Raw genomic sequence first — 22,332 nt, forward strand, 5'->3', positions numbered from 1 at the left:
TTAAACCTAATTTAAGGGGCATTTAAATGTTGAACTTTATTTATAAAAATCAAACTGAAATTTTGTTTGGTAAAGGTCAAATGAGTGAGATCACGTCACGTTTACCAGAAAACGCTAAAGTACTATTACTTTTTGGTGGTGGCTCAATTAAGAAAAATGGCGTATACGACCAAGCAATGAGTGCATTAGCCGATGTTGACGTGATTGAGTTTGGTGGTGTTGAACCTAACCCAACATACGAAACGCTGATGCAAGCTGTGGCAACTGCTAAAGAGCAGAATGTTAACTTTATTCTAGCTGTTGGCGGTGGCAGCGTTATTGATGGCGCTAAGTTTGTTGCAGCAGCTTATAACTTTGCAGGTGAGCCGTGGGATATCCTTGTTAAAGGTGCTGAGTTTAGCAACCCGCTTCCTATCGGTGCGGTATTAACTTTACCTGCAACTGGCTCTGAGAGTAACGGTAACTCAGTGGTTACTAAAAAAGAGACGTCGCAAAAACGTGCTTTTTCATCACCGAGTGTGCAACCTGTTTTTGCAGTACTTGATCCTGAATATACTTTTTCGTTACCAGAACGCCAAGTAAGTAATGGTGTTGTCGATGCGTTTGTACACGTTATTGAGCAGTACTTAACTTACCCAGTAAATGCGCCATTACAAGACCGCTTTGCAGAAGGTATTTTACAAACTTTGATCAGCGAAGGACCTAAAGCGCTGAGCGAGCCGCAAAACTATGATGTAAGATCCAATGTTATGTGGTCGGCTACAATGGCACTGAATGGTTTGATTGGTCAAGGTGTACCGCAAGATTGGTCTACGCATATGATTGGTCATGAATTAACAGCCCTTTACAATCTTGATCACGCACAAACGCTGGCGATTGTTTTACCTGCGCTAATGCATGTTCAAAAAGAGCAAAAGTCTATTAAAATACAACAGCTTGGTGAGCGAGTGTTTGGTTTTAATTATAACGATGAAGCTGAGCAAATCGATAAAACGATTAAAGCAGTGCAAGACTTCTTTGAAGCAATGGCTGTTAAAACACGCCTTGCTGACTATGACCTTGATGAACAAGCAATCGACGCGGTTGTTAAAAACTTAGAAAAGAATGAGATAACAACGCTAGGTGAACACGGTGATATTGACTTAGCGAAGGTTAAGCAAATATTAGCGCTTGCACTTTAGGGCTTAAATTTAAAGGCGTAACATGAAGTGTTACGCCTTTTTAGTGCTTAAAAATCGATTTGCTAGAACTGGCTAAAGATAGCCAAAAGAGCGGTTTACTTGAGCAGTTTAATGCGTGATGAAAGAGCAATATCAGCTACGTTACCCTGAAAAAGTAAACTAACGTTGGTGAGTGTTCACTATTTCATTGAGCGCCATGCAAAGGTCGAGGCGGCAACTACAATCGCAATAGAAATACCAAGGTAGAGGGTTTCTATTGTGCCGCCGAATTCAACGGCGTGTTCTAAAAACAGAATCACTAAAATGACGGATGTTACCTGCACTAAGGTAATTTTTAAGTCATGAAAATCTTCGATATGAAAGGCGGCCAAAAACTGGCTACTCTTTGTGGTTGCAGGCGAAATGAATAGCCGGTAAAGGCTGATGGTAATAACTTGAAGAGTAATACCAATCAGTAATAAGTCGAGAATTTTTAAAAGCTCGACAATTAACTCTTTCCCCCCTTTTGCTGAGTCAGGTAGCGCGGTGATGGTGACTTTAACAACATTGAAAACGATATTCACACAAGCAATGTAAACAAGTAATGATGAAATTGCTGTAGTGATAATCGCGATGATGACTAAAAACCGGCTATTTTGAAAAAGGCGCTCCATATCAACTCACACAAATTAATTTCTTTGTTATACGAAGCTTAGCTGGTTTTTGATTAAATACAGCACGGCCATTAGCTAAGGGGACTTAACTTATTAGTTCTTTGAGTATTTACGTGCGAGCTTTGGTTGTGTATAAGTTTAAGGAACAAAAAGGTTGCTTCTATTAAGCATTAATACAAAAGGGATTTTTATGGGCTCGATGGCTAAGCACTCACTAGAACTAGATTTAAATGATAAAAAATGGTTTCGATATGCTGCCTTTAAAGGAAAATCGTCACTAACTGAAGAGTCAATAACAGAACTAGAATCTCTCCCAGGCTTAGCGACGTTATCTGGGTGGGCCGAAGTGTTTTTTGCGCTTATGGTATGCGCAATTTCGCTATCTAGTTTTTATTTAGTAGATGCTTTTAACCCATGGTTGGCTTTTTTAGTTTGTCTTACAAGTTTTTTGGTCGTGTTTATTACCAAACGCATCATGACTTACAAGAAGTATGGCTTTGGTTCTAAATGGGCAATGAGCATAAGCAAGGATGAGCTCAAAATTGATAAATTGACTTTTAAAGAGCACCAAAATCACACTCTCACCATTACTAAAAACGAAATCGCAGAGGTTTTGTTTCACTACACGATGGATCTAAAACGCAAACGAAAGTTTGGCGAACCACGAATTAGATTACCCACTTTGCATGTGTGTGAAATTCACTTAAAAAATGGTGATACCCATGAAATTGATGGGATGCGGGTAGGGCTTTTTAACGTGTTATATTTAATGGTTTTTCATGGCTACCCATTAAGCTTTAAAGGCACTTTTGCTGGTGGTGCGGGGAATGTCTTAATTTTGTTACTAAGGATGTTTGCTCTATCAGCAATTGCAAGTGCGCTTAGTATGCTTTTCGTTAATTTAAAGCCATGAGCAGTTGTTGTGTATTCTTGAATGAAATAGCGCCTATTAGAATTAATAGACGCAGTTGGTACGCTCGTATTAAGCAATAAAGTCGAGGGTTACAAGTAGCCGTTTTTCGCCAGCAGCGAGTGCTGGTGAGCGGTGCACAAGGCCTTTGCCTTCGTTATCTTGCCAAGTTTCGCCTTTTAATAGGGCTACATCACCGACATTTAGAGAGTGAATTTTAGTATTTGCTGTCATTAAGCCTGATTCTTCATCGCTTAATCCTTGATGCCCTGCGCCAAGTTTAGTGCGATCAAGTCCTGCATTTTGCAACCACTGTGAGCCACTACCACAATATGTGCTGACTAACCGGCAAGGGACTCTGTCAACATGAAAACGTGGGCACATGGCACGTTCAAGTACTCTTAGGCGTAATCCGGTGCGCTTTAATTCAAATAAATAACAAAACATATCAACGAGCTGAGCCAGGTCGGCCTTAAGCTCTTCTGCTTGAGGTAGTTTTTCAAGGGCCTTATTTATGTCAGTCACAATGGTATTTTGATTGATCACAGCGTTAATACTGAGTTCTGGGTTGGCTGTAATACTCTCAGCTACTTCTGATTGCAGCTGTTCAGTTAAGTTACGCTGCCAAATTGCAATGTTATGCTCAGGTTTATATATTTGTGAAAACACCACAGGGCTTAGCGCTGTTGCTGCCGCTGATGGTAGGTTATCAGTGTCATGCTCTAATGCGTAGGCTGTCATTATGCTTCCTCCCAAATAGGAAATGGATCGGGCAGGGTTTGCCAAAGCGCTTTGCCTGCTAATAGTTCATCGTCGCTAAGTAAGCAGTTATCGAGAGCTTGAATGATCGCTGCTTGATTGAGGTTTTGACCAATAAAAACCAGCTCTTGGCGCATATCACCAAAGGGTTCTTGCCATACTTGGTTAATTGAATCTAAGTAGTCGCTATCTGTTGGCCACTGATCTTTCGGTAAGGCTTTCCAAAATATCCCGCCAAAACCATAGCGGGCTATGCCGCCAGCTTGATTCCATTGGCAAGCAAATTGTGGTCGAGAGGCTAACCAAAAGTAGCCCTTGGAGCGAAGTAATTTCCCTTCGTGTTGATTGTTATGAATAAAGTTATAAAATTTTTCAGGGTGAAAAGGGCGGCGGGCCCCGTAAGTAAAGCTGCTAATACCGTATTCTTCGGTTTCTGGGGTATGCTCGCCGCGCAGTTCTTTTAGCCAGCCAGGTGCTTGCTGAGCTTTTTCAAAGTTAAACAGGCCCGTGCCCAAAATTGTGTTGATATCAACTTGGCCATTTTCAATGGCAATAAGCTCTGCGGAAGTATTTAATGAGCTTAAAATGGCTTTTAAACTCTCAAGTTCATCGGCACTAATTAGGTCTGTTTTACTAATTAAAATGACATCAGCAAACTCAACTTGATCAATAAGTAAGTCGGCTACGCTTCGCTCATCTTCATCACCTAAATGCTCGTTGGTTTCTTGTAAAAATTTGGCTTCGTTAAAGTCGTTTAAAAAGTTAACGGCATCAACGACCGTGACCATGGTATCAAGCCTTGCAACATCAGAAAGTGACAAGCCATCCTCATCGGCAAAGGTAAATGTTTCGGCAACCGGAAGGGGTTCTGAAATACCGGTTGACTCAATAACTAAATAATCAAATTGGCCCGTTTGTGCTAAAGCGCGTACCTCAATGAGTAAGTCTTCACGTAGTGTGCAGCAGATACAGCCATTGCTCATTTCTACTAGTTTTTCTTCGCCGCGGCTAAGCGAAACATCGTTTTTAACTGTTGCAGCATCAATGTTTATTTCGCTCATATCATTGACGATTACAGCCACTTTTTTGTCTTCACGGTTATTTAAAATATGGCTGAGCACAGTGGTTTTACCTGCACCTAAAAAGCCAGAGAGCACGGTGACGGGAAGTTTGCTCATAGTAGTGACCCTTAATTAGATTAAACAAAATATGCTAAATGTTTTGTTATAATATATCAATAAAGTGTCATTTAGGAATAGTAATCGTTGTTCGAGTAATACTATTTGACAGTGTACTAACCGGTACAACTGGCTTAACCTTTAGCTAATTGACTGCTTATTAAGGATTTATATGCGTTTAGCCAAATTGTTGTTAGCATTTTCTATTACTTGTTTACCTTATACGTTATCGGCAAAAGAGCTGTTAGCACCAAAGCTCCCTGAGGCTATACAAGAAATTTACCCTACAGTAATGAATCAACAGATTTGGGTTGCAGGGGGTATCTCTACCGAGCTGCCAGCATCAGCGGGTAAGATGACCGCAAAAGTCCATTTTTGGTCACCCGAGTATGCAAGTTGGCAATCAGCCCCGAGTTTGCCTGAAGGGCGTCATCACACGTATTTAATTGCTGTAGAAAACAGATTATTTGCCTTTGGTGGTTTTATTAATAGCCAAGGCCAGTGGACCAATAGCCGTGATGTGTTAATGCTTAATGAAGGCGCTGACGCATGGCAAAAGGTGGCGAGTTTACCTTTTGCGTTGAGTGAAACGGTTGGCGCAGTGCTGAATGGTAAAGTGCATTTAGCTGGTGGCCGCAGCCCACACAGTGAAAAAAATGGGCAATGGCAGCATAGTTTAGATGTGAGTGCGCATTTAGTTTTTGATCCTAACAACTTCACATTTACAGAAGCCGCGCCATTACCTTCGGCTAGAAACAGTGCGACAAGTGCACAAGTAAACGGCCGTTGGTTTGTGTTAGGTGGCAGAACCGTTGGCGGCGAGCCTATCACTGATATGCTCGAATACTTACCCGAAAAAGACACTTGGCAAGCACATGCAGCACTCCCTAAAGCACGAGCAGGGCATGCCGCAGCGGTTATTGATAATGCTATCTATGTGTTTGGCGGTGAACATAGCAAAGGAGTTGACCGTGAAGTTTTTAGCTATGATTTGTCTAAGCAGCAATGGCGTAAAACTTTCGAATGGCAAATACCTCGCCACGGTTTAGGTGCTGTTACGTTAAACGGCCAAATTTGGCTAGTGGGTGGTGCCACAAAGGTAGGACTGTCTGAAACAAGCCTTGAAGTGAATAATGCACAAGTGATGATAGGTAATTTGAAATAGTTTAATTAGCCCCGAGTAGTGCTTTTGCTAAACGGGGCCGATTTTTTACTTCATTATTTGGTTAATCTTTACAATAAAGTCAACATCGTTGTTCAGTTTAAAATGATAGCTATCATTTGTTTTTATAACCTTAGATAGGAATATGTTGTTATCTATAAATGATAAATCCATTACTTTATCAAAATTTTCAGAGTTATAAATTGCAGAGTATGTAACTATTAAATGGTTTTCTTTGTCAACGTATAATATGGATGTATCATTGAATTTGTGGATTACATAAGATGGATCATAAAGATCCAATATGCGTGTGGGGGTATAAATTCTACCTTCTTCTTCTGAAACTAAAAAGAAGTTGTTATTGTTATATAATTTAGAATTATAAACATACTTTTCATTTGAGATAGCTGAATTATCTAGTAAAGTAAATTCTTGTATTTTAGATTCATCATAATCCATTGTATTAGCTAGGATGTATATGCTGTTGTTTGATAATGGGTTAGGTATGACTCTATGAGTTAATGCGAACTCACTATTCTCAAATACGTTGCTTTGCTTAGTAGAAAAAGTATATTGTTCGATTATAGCGCTTCCTGTTTTTTGTTTATAGTTTACGTCATTACAATAGTTATCAATGCTATTTATTGTCATGAATGCATTTGGATATTCATCTAAAAGTTCATAGGTATCAATATCAACTTTAATGTGTTTCTCTTGGTAATTCTGTTCCAGAATAAGGTATTTATTTTGTTTGTCGTAACAAAGTCTTCCAAAAGAATTATGTCCATGAAATACATTAGTGATTTTACCCTGCTCATTTTTTTCTAACCAAGCGCTACTATTGGATGATAAAAATATATTTTTTGTTGGTAGGTATGTACCAAGGCCATAGCTAAATTCGCCTCGATTAAATCGGTCATAGGTGAATTTGTATATATTATGATCTATGGAAAACTTACTACCAACTTGAACTGTAATGCCAATTACATTGTCTTCTTCATTTTTTGGCGGTTTTATAATTAACTTATTATCTAAAACTTCAAAAGTAGCAGAGCCAGTTGAAGCGAAGTAGTTTTCAAGGTTGAATAAATCTATATATGCTTCATCAATTATTTTATTATAAGTGAGTTCTAATTGCTGTGAATCATCAAAAATATTGAATGTATCTTCATTGCTTTCAATAATGGTAAGGGGGGTTATCCTTTGAGTATTATCGGTTAATTCTTTATTTCCTTTTAAATACCAAAGAGTGTCGGTATCAAATAAGTCATATATTAGAGCATAGCCTAGAATATTTTGATTATATAATAAGCTCATTTCAAAATTGTCAGCGACTCCAACTACTAAATTGTTTTCGTTATTAATTGATGTTCTTCCTGTTGGTGAACCGCCGGCTAGACTAATTTCGTAATTACTCTCCATTTGCCAAGTTGTGTTATCAAAACCAGACAAAAATTGACCTTCTAAGGTCATTTTATAGCTTTCTCCATTATAATTTGTATCACTTTCTTCGAAGCTTTGAGAGATGTTGGTATTAGTTAGTGAATCATAATTATTTGTAATAATAGGAGCGTAGAAAGATTCTATTATAATTTCACGATTGCGATAACCATCAGTATTTATATTATATTCATTAGTATTCCATTCTTGCTCTGATGTTAATGCAAACTCAAATTCAATGAAAACCTGTGGTCTATTTGGGAGGGGCTCGGAAATACTCAATACACTATGAGTTACATCCAAGCTATATTTTATCACCCCTGGTTTGCGATAGTCATTTAGGTTGGAATCTGTAGTGCTTAATATTTCGTAATTAAGAGTAACTTGACCATTAGCATTAAACCTTTCTTGTTCGTAACTTTTGTTCGGGAAATAAGTTAGTAAGCAGTTCTGAAAGTCTAGAACTAATTGACCTTTTGAAGGGGTTGTTGATGAATTATTCCAAGCAACCTTACCGTTGTTTTCACAGGTTCGGTAATTAATAATGTCATTAGATAAGTAAAAGTAATTAAACTCAGCACTGATAATGTCACTGATTTGTATAGCACCCTCGGCTAAACTCATTGCACCTAAGAGGAGTATGATTGATTCATCATTTGTGTAGTCATTCTCTGGTTGAATTGAAATATTATTATTCGATGAATCGTCTGAGATTTCAGTGCCTCCGCCTCCGCCGCCGCAACCGAAAAGTAAGACTAAAACGAAAAGGGTAAAGAGTATTTTCATTGTTATATCCCTATATTAAATTATTTATTCTATATTGTTGTTATTTCAGGTTCAATAAGAATACTTTCCTAACAAAAAAAGCCTCCGTTAGGAGGCTTTGGGTTAGGTTCATCACCTACAACAACATAATGGATTAGAAGGTTCCGCGAATACCTACGAAGTATTGGCGACCTGTAAAGTTGGTTGTCGCAATGATTGATTCGTCGTTATTGAAGTAACGGTCGAAACGCTCATTGGTTAAGTTAGTCACGTTAAAGGTCAATGAATAGTTATCATTGATTTTGTAAGACGTACTTAAGTCAAGCTGTTGGTAGTCGTTTACATGACGAGGACCAGCGAAGAAACCGAACGAAGGTTCTAGTAAGTATTTCTCACGATAGTTGTAAGATAAACGTACTGACGCTGGGCCTTTTTCATAGTAACCAACTAGGTTATATACATTTTTAGACAAGCCAGTATAGCTGAATGTTTGACCTTCAAAGCCATCACCAAAATCAGTGTCACTGTCTGTGTAAGTATAGTTTGCGAGCATACCTAAGCCATCGAATGGCGCAGGTAAGAAATCAAAAGCAGTTTGGAAGCTAAGCTCTGCACCATTGATTGTTGCCGATGCCGCATTACGTGGACGATCTACCGATGCCCAATCAATTCCGGCAATTGTTTCTGGTGAGCTTGAGTTAAACACAAAGCCATCAATGTCTTTTTGGAACAAAGCAACACTTGCTAAACCTGTATCGTTGAAATACCACTCAAGTGATAAGTCGAGTGAATCAGACTCAAATGGTTCAAGCGCCGGGTTACCCGCAGAGCCTGTTAGTGTGGTGGTGCTAAAAGTAAAGCGTGGCGATAACTGCGAAAGTGTAGGACGCGTTACTGTTTTGCTAGCCCCAAAGCGTAAGTACACTTCGTCAGTTAGCTCTGCATTTAAGCTTAAGCTTGGTAGTACATTAGTGTAGCTACTGCCTGTTGAGCTGGTTTCACCAACCACATCGAAGTCACCGGCACTGCGGATAACGATTTCAACAGGTAATGCACCCGTTGCTTCAACGTCGGTAGTTACTGCACGCACACCCACATTACCTTTTACTGGAATGTCTGCAACATCAAAGGCCATGTTCGCTTTTACGTATGCCGCTGCAATATCTTCTTCAACTTTGAATGAGCTGATGCTATCAAACTGTTGCTCAACACCGTATTTGTTATGGAAATCAATTGGATCACCAATCACAAAGCTGCGGATAACATTAGCGTTTGGTGCTTCACCTAAAAAGTCATCAACCGGGAAATCAAGTAAGTTAATCGCTGATGTAGGTAGTACATCAGGTACTCCATTTGAGCCTGTAAAGCTGTTACCTACATAGGCTTTGATTTCTTTTGAACGTTGTGTGTAACGTACACCTGTTTCTAGGCTTGTGAAGTACTCATTGTCTAAGAAGTACTTTGCGTCAACGGCAAACGACAGAGATGTATCTTTTACGTCACGTGCATTTGAGTTACCAAACGCTACACGGTAGTTATCAGGGTCATTTAAGTCAGTACCAGTAACATATAGGTCAGGGATACCATTATCTGGATTACGCGCATCATACACTACGTCAGCAAATGCTTGTAATAGCACGCTTTTAAGGTCGCGTGTTTGCTCACCTTTAGAGTAACCAATATCAAAATCAAGTTCCCAATCATCATTTGGCGCCCAATTTACATGAGTACCTAAAGCAAGTGTGTCTGATTCCATCTTAGTTAACTCGGATACACTACGGAACTGGGTTTGCGGTGCAACGGCATAAACCAGGTTATCGTTTTCTACCACAGCTTCGGTTACGAGGAATGGGAAAATACCGCCTACACCACGACCGTTTGGGTCATTTAGGTCGGCTGCAACCCACAGGCTAGGGTCTTGTGGGCCACGGAATTGGAAACGAGCAGGTAACTGTAGCGCTGTTTCATCTACATCGAATGTTGCATATAAACCATCAAATGTGATGTTTAACTCATCGCTAGGTTGAAACTCGATAACAGCATTTAAGCCAGTACGAGTGCGCTCATCACCATAGTATTGAGTAAGGGGTTCGATAGGGTAAAGAGAATTAGGGTAATCGATACTGCCATCATCTGTACCACCAGGAACGGTTGCAAGATCAGGGCGAATTTCAACACCATCGCCAGTGCCTGGGCCAAAGTTTACATTACCCCAAGAAAAATATTCGTCTTCACGGGTTTGACGCTCTGAGTAGGTTACACCAACGAGGACACCGAGTTTTTCATCGTCTGATTTCCAGTTCACAATACCTGAAATACGTGGGTCGGTTGAATCTGGCAGCTCACTGTACACCCCTTCAGCTGACCAAGCTCCAGAAAAGCCAACTTCATCTGCATCAAGCGGTTTACGAGTTTTAATGTCAGCATTACCACCAATACCGCCTTCGAGTTGGTCTGCTGAAACTGTTTTATAAACGTCTAACTGACCAATAAGCTCTGAAGGCAGTACATCTAAAGAAAATTGACGACCAATACTGCGACCTGATGCTAAAGAGCGGCCATTTAATGTAACCTGTGTAAAATCAACTGGTAAGCCACGGATTTGTACATATTGACCACCTAGTCGACCATCGGTACTGCCATTGGTACCGCCATTTGGGCTACCGCGAGGACGGTCAATTGAAATACCTGGAACACGTTGCAAAGACTGCGCGACGTTTTCATCAGGGAATTTACCCATATCTTCAGCGGCAATTGAGTCGAGAATTTTGTCAGAGCCACGCTTGGTTGCGATAGCTTCTTTTAAACTCAGTCTCACACCGCTAACAGCGATTACTTCAATATCATCTTGTGCAACATCCTTGGCTGTACTGCTTTGTTCTGCCATCGCTGTGCTACCCATTAGGGATAAAGCAACAGACAAGGCTATTTGGCTTTTGGTGAATTTCATCATATTGACCCCCATCGCTCTTGGCGAATTATTCTCGTGAATGTTCAAATGTCCATTCAGTGATATATAAAGACTAAAAAACCGTCAACACGCTTTGCAGGCTGCGTTATCAAGATTTCTTAGTTAAAATTTCGTAAAGAGTGATGTTTTATAAATGAAACAAAATGGTTGAATTTGTGTTAACGGTTATTTTGGGAAAATTCCTAAAATAGTATTAGTAAAAGGATATTCACCAAAAAAACTGCCTATACCAAAAGACCAGTATATTGCTTGAGTAGTTGTATGAATGGAAAATCATAAGAAAAGCACCATAGATTAGGTCTCTTCATCAAAACCCATTTTTTGTGAAATAAGCAGTGAGGTTTCTTTTAACTTATTTATCACATGTTCAAAGTTAGCATTTCGAGACTCGTCACGGTACATAAGAATCGAGGTGAGCAGTACAGCGACGGCGTTATGGTAATAATCAAATATGGGCACACCAATATCATATACGCCGGCGAGAACAGGGCTTGGCATGGCTTCGTGACCTTGTTCTTTTACTCGTAGCCAAATATTTCGCAGTGCCATTAAATCAAGAGATAATTCGGGATGATTTTCTTGGTATGCTTTGAGCATTCGTTCTCGGTTGTCGTACGATGCAAACGCTAATAACACATGGCCTGCACAGTTATCGGTAAGGGGTCCTCTTCCTCCAACGGGTAGGGTTAAGCAGTTGCTGTTGGTATCATAATCTTGGTGAGACAAGATTAATCCACCACCGTCTGAATACACCACTAAGTGGCAAGATTGTTGAATTTCACTACACAATTCTTGGATGATAGGAAAGGCAACATTATTTAGGTGGTGAACTGGCGCGTAGCGGTGAGTAAGCCGATAAAGCTTGAGTGAGAGCCTATAAACGCGTTCAGTTTGAAAAAACTCAAGGTAGTGGAGATCATTTAGAACCGCCACCATACGAAAAATTTCAGCTTTTGATTTCCCTAATGAGTCAGAAATTTGTGTCAGATTTAACCCTTCCGGGGTTCTTGCGAGTAATTCTATAATCGCCATGCCTTTCTCAAGAGCGGGCGCTTTATATTTAGTTTCTTTCTCTGTCATCGGGTACTTCTAATTACTTATTCTTAGATTAAAACCTTATACATAAGTGTAGTCTCAAAGAGCGCTTATGCACTGAAATATCACCTGAATTTGGTAATAAAGTAGCTTGTATATCCCAACTGTTTTGTTTTGGTCAATAAAGGTTTTCTGGTTTTTATTTAAAAATTAAGTAGTTGAAGCTGTTTTCAATAATGTTTAGCGTAAACTTTTCGTTATAAAAGTGAGCGTCTATGCTGCCTCTCGTCAATTAAGATTATTTAACGTACAGCTAACTAGAACCTTTATTAATTGAAGATTGTTTTGTATTTAAAACCCATGTTGAGCCGAATTTCATAAAAAAAATCCCATTCACAAAGCGCAGACAAGTGATTGACTGTTCAAGTGCAAGGTAACTAACTTGAGTTATTAATGTACCTTGTAGGAATAAAATTGTGAAAGTAGGAATTTGTGGTTTAGGCGACCGGTTAAGTTATGTTGCCAAAGTGATGCATGAGCTTATTCCAAATTTTGATTTGGTGGCTTATGCCGACCCTGAATCTGTAAAAGTTGAGTATATGCAGTCGCATGGTATTTCGATGCGCGCTTATGACGAACTTGCAGAGATGTTGCAAAATGAGCAGCTTGATATGCTGATGATTGGCTCTCCAAATCATATGCATTTAGAGCACTTACGCCTTGGCATTGAAGCAGGATTACTCATTTTTGCAGAGAAACCTATTGTGATGTCTGAGCAGCAGACCTACGACGTGCTTGAGCTTATCGCTAAACATAATGCCTTCGATAAAATTTTAGTGGGTATGGTGCTTCGTTATGCGCCTTTGTATAAAGATTTGGTCGCAGCCTTATCATCTAAATTACTGGGTGAAATCACCAGTATTGAGGCATCAGAGCATATTCCGCCAGAGCATGGTGCGTTTTTTATGCGAGATTGGCGCAGACATCAAGGGCTATCGGGCGGCTTCTTATTAGAAAAATGCTGTCATGACTTAGATCTTTATCAGGGCATTGTGAAAAGTCGCCCAGCTAAACTTGCCAGTTTTGGTGGTCGAAGAACCTTTACGCCTGAGAACAAGCACTTAGGCAAGCATCCTGTCTATCATCAGCGCAAGTCACGCTGGAATGGCATAGATGAAGTGTTTGATAACGATTCTGAGCTGGTGGATCACCAAACCGCACTCATTCAATATGAAAATGGCATAAATCTGAGTTTTCATACTAACTTAAATGTACCGAACGATTACCGACACTTTAGTGTATTTGGCACACTCGGTATGGCTGAAGGTGACTTTGTGCGTAACTATTTCAAAGTACATGACTGTATTACCTCAGGGGCATTGATTGATAAAACGTACTTACACGATGATTCAATTTCGATGCACTACGGCGCTGAAGAAGAAATGGCGGCAGATTGGATAGCCTATTTTGAAAGGGGGGCTCCTTTACCGGTATCCATTGTTGACGCTTTGCAAGCGGGGCTCACCGCCATCAAGTTAGATGAAGCTAGGCAAACAGGTTCGATTATCGATATGACAGAAACATGGAAAAAATTTGATAGCTACCTAAATAAAAATTAAAACACATCGGGGGATTCACATGGTCTTAATTGATTGGTTAATAGTTGCATTTTATGTAGTAGCAGCGGTTGTTATCGGGATGCTCTTTACAAAAAAGGCCAGTGAAAGTACGGCTGATTTTTTTGTCGCAGGGCGATCTTTACCTTGGTATATCGCGGGCACATCCATGGTGGCCACCACCTTTTCATCTGATACACCCTTGTTTGTAGCAGGAGCTGTGCGAGAGCAAGGCATTTACGCAAACTGGATTTGGTGGGTGAGTGTAATTGGCGTGATAATTTCGGTGTTCTTCTTTGCTAATTTATGGCGAAGATCAAAAGCACTCACCGAAATTGAGCTTATCTCACAGCGATATGATAAGAGTAAAGCCACTGATTTTTTAAGAATTTTTAAAGCTATTTTTGATGGCGTGTTTGTTAACTGTATTATCATTGCCTCGGTGACTCTCGCCATGTCGAAAATTATTGTGGTGATTTTAGGACTCTCTCCTGAACCCCTATTCGACATTCCTCTGTTTGGTGCTATCACAGCGACCACGCTTATTTTGATTGTGCTAGCTGTTGCAGCGGTCGTGTATACCGCGATGTCTGGTTTATATGGTGTTGTGTATACCGATTTAATTCAGTTTGCCTTAGCTATTGTAGGCTCTGTGGTATTAGCTGTTATCGTTTATGTCGACTTACAAGATCACGGTGGCATCGTTGCTGCGGTAGAGGCCTCTCCTGGGTTTAATAGCGATACACTCAAAATGATCCCCGACTTTGAATGGGATCTAAAAACCGCAACTTTTGTTATTTTAGTGTGTATCGGCTGGCTAAATTACGCGCCTGGGTTTGGCTTTTTCTTACAACGCACACTTGCTGCCCGCAGTGAAAAAGATGCCATGTTAAGCTTATATTGGTTTGCTTTTTGCCATCTCGTATTAAGAAGTTGGCCTTGGATTATCGTGGGTGTTGCCTCTTTGGTTTACTTTCCATCGTTGGTAGATGCAGAGCAATCATACCCAATGATGATAGATGAATTCTTACCAGTTGGTTTAAAAGGCATTATGGTCGCCTCTTTACTTGCTGCTTTTATGAGTACGCTCGATACTCAACTTAACTGGGGCTCGTCTTATTTAGTCAATGATGTTTACGAGCCTTACTTAGTTAAAGGCCGAGAAAAAGCACATTACATTAAGGCTGCTCGGATCAGCATGTTAGCCCTTACTTTGGTTGCTCTGATTGTAACGACTCAACTTGAAAGTATTCTAGGCGCTTATGAATATATTTCGGTAATCATCATTCCAATCTCTGTGGTACTTATCGCTCGCTGGTATTGGTGGCGAATAAATGTGTGGTCAGAAATTAGCGCGCTGATTACTGCTGTTATTGTCGGTAATGCGATGATGTACATACTACCTGATGAAGGCGAGGCTAAGTGGTTTGCCGTTCGCATGTTGGTAACTACGATGACAACCTTGGTTGTGTGCTTAGTTGTTACATTAATGACCTCAAGTAAAACCCCAAGCCCGAAAACTATCGAATTTTATAGCCGTTTAAAAATTCATGGCCGCGGCTGGAAAAAAGTCAGAGATTTAACCGGTATTGAACCGATTGCAGCGGGGATTAAAGATAACGCCATTGCCTGTTGTGCGAGCATTGCGTTTATTTATTCATTGTTGCTTGGTATCGGTAATGCCTTATTTGAAGATTGGCAAACCTTTGGCTATTACTTAATTGTGATTGTGGCGTCTGGTTGGGTTGTAAAGCGTAAAATGCCGAAAGTGATAGCCTCATTAAGGCAAGAAGTATAATAACAAGGAATATTCTAGTTGTGTCGCAAGCCATGCATTATTGTTAATTTTCATTCAATAATGCGTGGCTTTTTTATTAACACGAGTTTAGCGTGATCCTGAAAAATCAGATTGATATTTGTTGTTTTGTTTTTGAAATTTAAAGTTATTAAATTTTTCACCTGTAAAACTTATAGCTCTATCTAGCGGAACTAAATGTAATCTGATTGTTGGTTAAATGTTAATTGCGTAAGCTCTTTATTATCTTCCGTTATTGCATGGTTTAGTCGTTATGATTAGAAAGTTCTATAAAGTTTTGCCTAGTTTTGCCTTAGCTGCTGTCAGCATTAGTGCTGCTGCGTCTCAGTTACCTAATGAAGTTAAATGGATGCAAGATGCTAAGTGGGGGATTAGCCATCATTACCTTGCTGGTGGCACTATGGATAATGCGTGGTACCAAATTACAGACTATAACGAGTGGAATAACTACGTTAATGGTTTTGATGTCAACGATTATGCTGATAAAGCCGCTAAGCTTGGTTATCGGTATGTAATTTTTACCATTACCCAAAACCGCGGTTACTTATCTACGACCAGTGATATTTACGATTTGCACTCACCTGTATGTCCAAGCAAACAAATTGCACCGGGTTGTATCACACAGGTTAATTCTAATCAGGCTGATTACACACCAACTCGTGACCTTGTTCTGGATTTGGCGCTGGCACTTAAAGCAAAAGGCATCAAGCTAATTGCATATCTACCTTCACACTTAGGTGATAGATGGACGGGCAAAAAAGTGAAAGCGCCATACCCAGACTGGTTTATTAATGGCTTTGTGAGTGAAAGAGCCCAAACTTGGGGTGATAATATTGCCGGTTGGTGGTTTGATGGTTGGTATCAAGCAGATGAATCGCAGCAAGAGCTGGCAGCAAATAATGCTTATCCTGTTGCAGATCAGCTTGCGAAATCAGTGCGTAGTGGCAACCCGAATGCCGTGATCACTATTAGTGATGGCTTTGAGTACAGCTTTATTCCAAATGACCCACAAAGTAACTACACCCAAGGTGAGCATAACGAGCTGCCACCTATTCCAAAGTCTGGTGAAGTAACCACAGCGCTCGGTACAAAAGTACAGTGGCATGGCTTTACCTATACCTCGCAAGAAGACCCATTATTTGGTGGCTGGGGGCAAGTTAAACGCAGCTTAAAATACAATAATAATGAGGTAGCAAACCGAGTAAAAGACATCGCAAGGGCTGGGGGCGTCACAACTTTAGATGTGGCTATTAATCCAAACGGCAGCTGGTTAGTTGACCGCTTAGTGCAAATTCAAACGGTAGGCAACACGGTTGGCACAACATCTGATACCACTTATTCAGGCCTCGAGCTGGTAAACGATGATGATCCTCGCATTCAATATAGCGAAAATGGCAACTGGGTGAGGTCTGAGCAAACAAATACCGGCGAATACCAACAAGACTTACACATGACGACTGTCAATGGTGCGTCGTTTAGTTATGACTTTAGTGGTTCGAGTATTGTCTTTGCGACTTCAAAAGACATTAACCATGGTGACGTTGAAGTTATCTTAGATGGTAAATCACAAGGCATATACTCTATTTTTGATGGTAATAACTACCGCCAAGTTCAAAGTATTGTGTTTGAAAAACATGATTTAGCAGCGGGAGCGCATACTTTAACGGTTAAAAAAGTATCGGGAGATGTTATGCCCGTTGATGTAGTGCTTTCGAAAAAAGCAAAGAAAATATATAAAGCCAAATCGCTGTAGCGATACCTAAATCAAGGGTGGATGGGGATCCCCCTTTTTATTCAAGCAAGTTTGAGGTTTAACTGAGAAGCCTTAAGCTTGCTCTCCATGTTAAACCTATTCCATGTAATGCTATTCCTTAACTTTCGCCAATAAAGCTTGGGCATCTTATAGCTTGTCCTTACATTTCTTTTCACTGTCTGTTAAAAATAATGTTATATTTGTGTTCTTACTTAAAAGTAATAAAATAATACAAATTAAAATTTAACGATCAGGTTTCAAGATGACAATACAAACAAACAGTCCGTTAGTAGAGCAGCGTGCCGATCCGTTTGTGCATAAGCACAGCGATGGTTTTTATTATTTTACAGGTTCTGTACCAACTTATGACCGCATTGAACTTCGTAAGTCTGCGACATTAGAGGGCTTAAAAGACGCTGAAACCTTTGATATTTGGTTTAAACATGACAGCGGCCCGATGAGCCGTCATATCTGGGCACCTGAAATTCATTACCTCGATGGCAAATGGTATATCTACTTTGCTGCGAGTGAAGAAGATGATATTTGGGCATTACGCCCGTATGTGCTTGAGTGTAAAGGCCAAGATCCGCTAAATGATGAGTGGGTTGAGCTTGGCATGATGCAAGCGGCTGAGGGTGATGAAAAGTCGTTCACTGATTTTTCTTTAGATGCCACCATTTTTGAAAACAACGGTAAGCGTTACTTCTGCTGGGCAGAGAAAACCGGCGGTCAATTTGCTGCATCAAACCTGTATTTAGCTGAGATGGAATCTCCAATTAAGTTAAAAACAGCGCAGTTTATGCTGACTACACCTGATTACGATTGGGAACGTGTCGACTTTTGGGTAAACGAAGGCCCGGCAGTACTTAAAAATAACGGTAAAATCTTTATTGCTTTCTCTGCAAGCGCAACTGGTGCATGTTACTGCATGGGCTATATGGAAGCCGATGAAAACAGCGATTTACTTGATCGTAATTCGTGGACTAAAACACGTATGCCTGTGCTTGAAACAAGTGTTGAAAAGAACATTTTCGGCCCAGGTCATAACTGTTTTACAGTAGCTGAAGATGGTGAAACGCCACTGTGTATTTACCATGCCCGAGACTATGAGCACGCAGTTGGTGAACCAAGTGTAGTGCCAAAAACAGACACCCGTCCACTTGAAGAGATTGTAAAAGATCCGCTTTACGATCCAAATCGCCATGCTCGAGTTATGGAAGTGAAATACGACGAAAATGGTCGTCCACTATTTGAACTGTATTAATTTTATATTGACGTAAATTAAGTTCATAAAGCCACCAACTTAGGTGGCTTTGTTGTTTCTAGGCTCTGTTATTTAGGGCTTAGTTAAGCAATAAAAGCGGGATACAAGCTTTCCAGCTGTACGGAGCAACAACAAACACATGGCCGTTAAAACGATGAAACTCTGCTGATTGTGTGTGTCGTTTTTCAATTATCAAACTATCCATCCATTTTTGGCATTTTGCAGCCCATCAAAATACAATTAAAAGAGTTTTTTCGACCATTTCTAAAAACTCGGTAAAGACAATACCTTTCATACGATAGCCCAACAAAGCTTCATACTAAAAGTTCAGATGTAAAGAGAGATATTACAATTTTTCACCGGTGAACTTTAGTATGGATAAGGTTTCAAATTTGCTGAAAAATTAAAGCCTAGCAAGCAAACTGGTCAAACGGGGTTATACTTTTTAGTACTAATGTATTTTTGATTCTGCTGGGTTTGATGTTTTATGGTGATTGGTACAAGGCTTAAAAAACGCTTATTACTTGCTTTCACCGCAGCGTGCTTTGCTATTTTATTAGCGCAAACAATCATCAGACACTTTTGGATATTGCCAACCTTTGAAGCGATGACAAAGCAAAACGATCGGATTGATATTCAGCGGGTGGAGTCACAGCTTCAGCAAGAGCTTGATGCCCTGTCAAAAATGGTCTTCGATAGCTCAGCTTGGGATACCATGTATAAAGCTGCACAGCAACGTGATACTCAGTGGTTCAATACTGACTATGTTATTGCAGATGCATTACAACGTTTAGACGTAAATGGTTGGTATTTATATGATACACAGGCAAATATTATCGGCGGTGGCAGTTTTAATAATGATTATAAGCCTTACTCACCAACGATTTTAGAAAGCCCCAATTTGTTGATAAAAAACGACCTAATAATCTCATCTGACGATATAACCACTAGCCAATCTGAGTTAATTCATAAAGTCCGGTTTATTACCATAGATAAAACGCCAGCCGTGACCGTCGCTTACAATGTAACGAAGTCCGATGGCACCGGTGAATTTGTGGCTACGTTACTGCTTTGGAGCTTTATTGATGAAGACTTTGTCGAAAATCTAACACCAGGGTTAGCAAATGATATTAGCTTTTATGGCACTGATGAAGCACCAAAATATAAGGAACATCTAATTAGGGTGTTTGGTGAAAAAAGGAGTGCACTCGAGACGACTCAATACAATCGGCGGCTTTACTTAGGAGTCAATGATCAAGCTGGAGACTTACTGTTTGTGCTATCTATCGCATCTCGTGAACGGACTTACGACCGAAGTTTGTTTGATAGCTCTTTAATTACCGGTTTATTGATCTCTGGTTCTGTATTTATTTTGTTTTATTTATATATAAATCAACAGGTTTTAAGGCCACTCAGAAAGCTCTACATATTGGTAAATTCAGCAATCAGAAAGAACGACTTTAGCGCTCGGGATGAGTACTTTGGCAATAACGAATTGCATCAGCTCGGGCGAGGTATGAATGAGTTGTTTAGTCTGATAGAAAATCAACGCGCAGAAATTTTAGAGCGCCACCAGAAGTTAAAACATATCAGTAATACCGACTCAATGACGACGCTTGCCAATCGTCGGGCATTGGATAAACATTTTGCAATGCTTGCCAGCGATACAGATTTAGCATCGCAGCCTATCTCAATGATTGTCGCCGATATCGATCATTTTAAACTCTACAATGACTACTATGGACATGATCAAGGTGACAAAGCGTTATGTGAAGTCGCCAATTTTCTTAAGGAAAATACCCAGCCAAGTAATCACTTTGTTGCCCGCTATGGCGGCGAAGAATTTGTAATTGTGCTCAGCAATACAGATAAGCAGGAGGCACTCAAAGTGGCTGAAACGCTACGAAACGCCGTTGCATCAGCTCACATAACTCACCAAGGCCGTGCAGACTTAAGCTATGTTACCTTATCGATAGGTGTTGCCTGTAAGGCTGCTAATGAGGCGTTTGATTCAGATAGCTTGTTTAAAATAGCGGATGACGCGCTTTATAAAGCGAAAAAGCAAGGTCGAAACTGCTGCGTTGCTGGGTGATTTTTAACATTTGTTTACATAAAATAAACATAAATGGGTGCTTTTGGGTACGGATAAATTAAACTATCTCTTTAATAATGTAATTTTATATTACAAATATAATAAAGGAGATAGTCTTGAAGATTTTAAACCAAACTAAACTGTTAGCATTATGCCTACTAGCAGTTGCGTGTTTTGCTCAGAGTGCTGTTCATGCACAACAGTGTAGTGCTATGCCTGAATCTGGCACTGTATATTCCATTATTAATAGAGGCTCTGGCCTTGCACTTGATGTAAATACCAGTGATTCTAGCTCAGCCCCGAATATTATTAGCTACGAATACTGGGGTGGAAATAACCAAAAGTTTCAGCTTATTCAAGAAGCAGATGGCTATTGGATTATACGCTCTAAATTTAACAATAAAGTTCTTGATGTGTTGAACTCATCTCAATCAAATGGTGCAAATATAATTGCTTATGATGATTGGCAAGGGGCTAATCAACGTTGGTTGTTAAAAGCATCTTCATCGGGCGGCTTCAATATCGTCAATAAGTTAACTGGTAAATCTTTGACAGTTGCAGGTTCAAATAATACTGCAAATGTTTATCAAAATGATGATGCTGGGATCAGTTCACAAAGATGGTTTATTAATCCAGTAAATGGCGACTGTGGGACTACCGGAACCACTCCTAGTGACTTAATAGGCTTTGCATCTCAAGCAGGTCAAGATGGATTGAGCACAACGACCGGTGGTGGTAATAACACTGCCATCACAGTATATAGCTGTGATGATTTAAGTGCTGCATTGAGCTCTGGCTCTGCTGCGGTTATTCAGGTTCCTGATAACACAGTGATTGATTGTCGAACTGCGGACAGAACGGTATCGGCTTGTCCACTTGATTGTGGTCAATGGGGAGATTACGGTAAAACGTGGTACAGAATTCCCGTTGGTAATCAAAGCTGTAGTGAGTTGGGAAGTAGCTCAAACTCAACCGTGAATGTTACCCGTAATGATAGACGTATCATTGTGCAATCAAATAAAACACTGCAAGGATTAGGTAAAAATTCGAAAATAATTGGTGCCAGCCTCGTTATTAGCAAGCAGCGAAATATTATTATTAAGAACATTATGCTTGAGGATATTAACCCTGCGCTTGTTGAAGCAGGTGATGCTATTTCAATAGATGATAGTAGTCATGTATGGGTTGATCACATGGCATTTAATAAAATCAGTGATGGATATATTGATGTAGACAATAGTCAAAACGTTACTTTAAGTTGGAATCGTTTTTATGGATATAACCCTCAAGTTTGCGCTAACCAGCATTGGTATACTCATTTATTCAGAAACTCTCAAATAACAGCGCATCACAATTTTTGGGATACAGCTGCAGGGCGAAACCCTAAAGTAGATGGCTATAACTCTCGTGTGCATATGTTTAATAATTACTGGAAGAACATTACTTATTTTTCAATTAGTGCGGGGAATGGCGCTGAGGTTTTAGTGGAAAATAATTACTTTGAAAATTCAGCGAAACCTCACTGGAATCAAGGCTCTGGTTATTTTAGTGCCTCAGGAAATGTTTACACTGGAAGTTCTGCAACTGATCAATATCGTGATAGCGGGGCAACAGTATTCGGTGATATTCAACTTTACCCATATCGATTAGATGATCCAAGTTCTTTGGGCAGTAAAGTGAATGGCGGAACAGGTCCACAATAAGTATCAATTGTGAATTGGAAAAAGCTTAGCTATT

General features: G+C 40.0%; 15 protein-coding genes. 9 read left to right on the forward strand and 6 right to left on the reverse strand.

Annotated features, from left to right (window positions below):
- Positions 1 to 26: 26 nt before the first annotated feature.
- Entirely contained in the window at positions 27 to 1,181 is a 1,155-nt protein-coding gene (locus NFU46_RS13090) for an iron-containing alcohol dehydrogenase (protein WP_251602416.1), read from the forward strand.
- 179 nt (positions 1,182 to 1,360) lie between these two features.
- Here the strand turns inward: NFU46_RS13090 and NFU46_RS13095 are convergent, their stop codons facing one another.
- A complete protein-coding gene (locus NFU46_RS13095; RefSeq protein ID WP_175078613.1) occupies positions 1,361 to 1,834 on the reverse strand; it encodes a YqhA family protein in 474 nt (157 codons plus the stop codon).
- Positions 1,835 to 2,024: 190 nt separating this feature from the next.
- Between NFU46_RS13095 and NFU46_RS13100 the strand changes: the two genes are divergently transcribed.
- Positions 2,025 to 2,747, forward strand: coding sequence for a hypothetical protein (locus NFU46_RS13100; RefSeq protein ID WP_251602418.1), 723 nt, complete (start codon positions 2,025 to 2,027; stop codon positions 2,745 to 2,747).
- Between the two features lie 69 nt (positions 2,748 to 2,816).
- Here the strand turns inward: NFU46_RS13100 and NFU46_RS13105 are convergent, their stop codons facing one another.
- Together NFU46_RS13105 and zigA are read right to left on the reverse strand one after the other, a co-directional pair.
- Positions 2,817 to 3,485, reverse strand: a complete 669-nt coding sequence (locus NFU46_RS13105) for a DUF1826 domain-containing protein (RefSeq protein ID WP_251602420.1) — start codon at positions 3,483 to 3,485, stop codon at positions 2,817 to 2,819.
- Positions 3,485 to 4,681 carry a zinc metallochaperone GTPase ZigA gene (gene zigA / locus NFU46_RS13110; RefSeq protein WP_251602422.1) on the reverse strand — a complete coding sequence of 399 codons (1,197 nt, stop codon included), beginning with the start codon at positions 4,679 to 4,681 and terminating at the stop codon, positions 3,485 to 3,487. Before zigA ends, NFU46_RS13105 begins: the two co-directional genes overlap by 1 nt.
- A gap of 172 nt (positions 4,682 to 4,853) precedes the next feature.
- Here zigA and NFU46_RS13115 point away from each other — a divergent pair, with 172 nt between their 5' ends.
- The gene (locus tag NFU46_RS13115) at positions 4,854 to 5,846 is read left to right on the forward strand and encodes a kelch repeat-containing protein (RefSeq protein ID WP_251602424.1); all 993 of its coding nucleotides are present in this window, start codon (positions 4,854 to 4,856) and stop codon (positions 5,844 to 5,846) included.
- 45 nt (positions 5,847 to 5,891) lie between these two features.
- Here NFU46_RS13115 and NFU46_RS13120 read toward each other — a convergent pair whose 3' ends face one another.
- From NFU46_RS13120 to NFU46_RS13130, 3 genes are all read right to left on the reverse strand, one after another.
- Positions 5,892 to 8,069: a hypothetical protein gene (locus tag NFU46_RS13120; protein ID WP_251602426.1), complete on the reverse strand. Its 2,178-nt coding sequence runs from the start codon at positions 8,067 to 8,069 to the stop codon at positions 5,892 to 5,894.
- Between the two features lie 133 nt (positions 8,070 to 8,202).
- Positions 8,203 to 11,001, reverse strand: a complete 2,799-nt coding sequence (locus NFU46_RS13125) for a TonB-dependent receptor (RefSeq protein ID WP_251602428.1) — start codon at positions 10,999 to 11,001, stop codon at positions 8,203 to 8,205.
- 312 nt (positions 11,002 to 11,313) lie between these two features.
- Complete coding sequence (locus NFU46_RS13130; RefSeq protein ID WP_251602430.1) at positions 11,314 to 12,099, reverse strand: IclR family transcriptional regulator; 786 nt, start codon at positions 12,097 to 12,099, stop codon at positions 11,314 to 11,316.
- Positions 12,100 to 12,530: 431 nt separating this feature from the next.
- Here NFU46_RS13130 and NFU46_RS13135 point away from each other — a divergent pair, with 431 nt between their 5' ends.
- From NFU46_RS13135 to NFU46_RS13160, 6 genes are all read left to right on the forward strand, one after another.
- The gene (locus NFU46_RS13135; RefSeq protein WP_251602432.1) at positions 12,531 to 13,673 is read left to right on the forward strand and encodes a Gfo/Idh/MocA family protein; all 1,143 of its coding nucleotides are present in this window, start codon (positions 12,531 to 12,533) and stop codon (positions 13,671 to 13,673) included.
- A gap of 19 nt (positions 13,674 to 13,692) precedes the next feature.
- On the forward strand, positions 13,693 to 15,468 hold the full coding sequence (locus tag NFU46_RS13140; protein ID WP_251602434.1) for a sodium:solute symporter family protein: 1,776 nt from the start codon (positions 13,693 to 13,695) through the stop codon (positions 15,466 to 15,468).
- Between the two features lie 271 nt (positions 15,469 to 15,739).
- A complete protein-coding gene (locus NFU46_RS13145) occupies positions 15,740 to 17,239 on the forward strand; it encodes a hypothetical protein (RefSeq protein ID WP_251602436.1) in 1,500 nt (499 codons plus the stop codon).
- A 262-nt stretch (positions 17,240 to 17,501) separates the two neighbouring features.
- The gene (locus NFU46_RS13150) at positions 17,502 to 18,503 is read left to right on the forward strand and encodes a family 43 glycosylhydrolase (RefSeq protein WP_251602438.1); all 1,002 of its coding nucleotides are present in this window, start codon (positions 17,502 to 17,504) and stop codon (positions 18,501 to 18,503) included.
- Positions 18,504 to 18,990: 487 nt separating this feature from the next.
- Positions 18,991 to 20,595 carry a diguanylate cyclase gene (locus NFU46_RS13155; RefSeq protein ID WP_251602440.1) on the forward strand — a complete coding sequence of 535 codons (1,605 nt, stop codon included), beginning with the start codon at positions 18,991 to 18,993 and terminating at the stop codon, positions 20,593 to 20,595.
- A 116-nt stretch (positions 20,596 to 20,711) separates the two neighbouring features.
- Positions 20,712 to 22,298 (forward strand): RICIN domain-containing protein, encoded by a 1,587-nt coding sequence (locus NFU46_RS13160; protein WP_251602443.1) that lies wholly within the window; start codon positions 20,712 to 20,714, stop codon positions 22,296 to 22,298.
- The last annotated feature ends 34 nt before the right edge of the window (positions 22,299 to 22,332 follow it).

It is taken from the genome of Pseudoalteromonas sp. NCCP-2140, assembly GCF_023708065.1.
Taxonomy (GTDB): domain Bacteria; phylum Pseudomonadota; class Gammaproteobacteria; order Enterobacterales; family Alteromonadaceae; genus Pseudoalteromonas.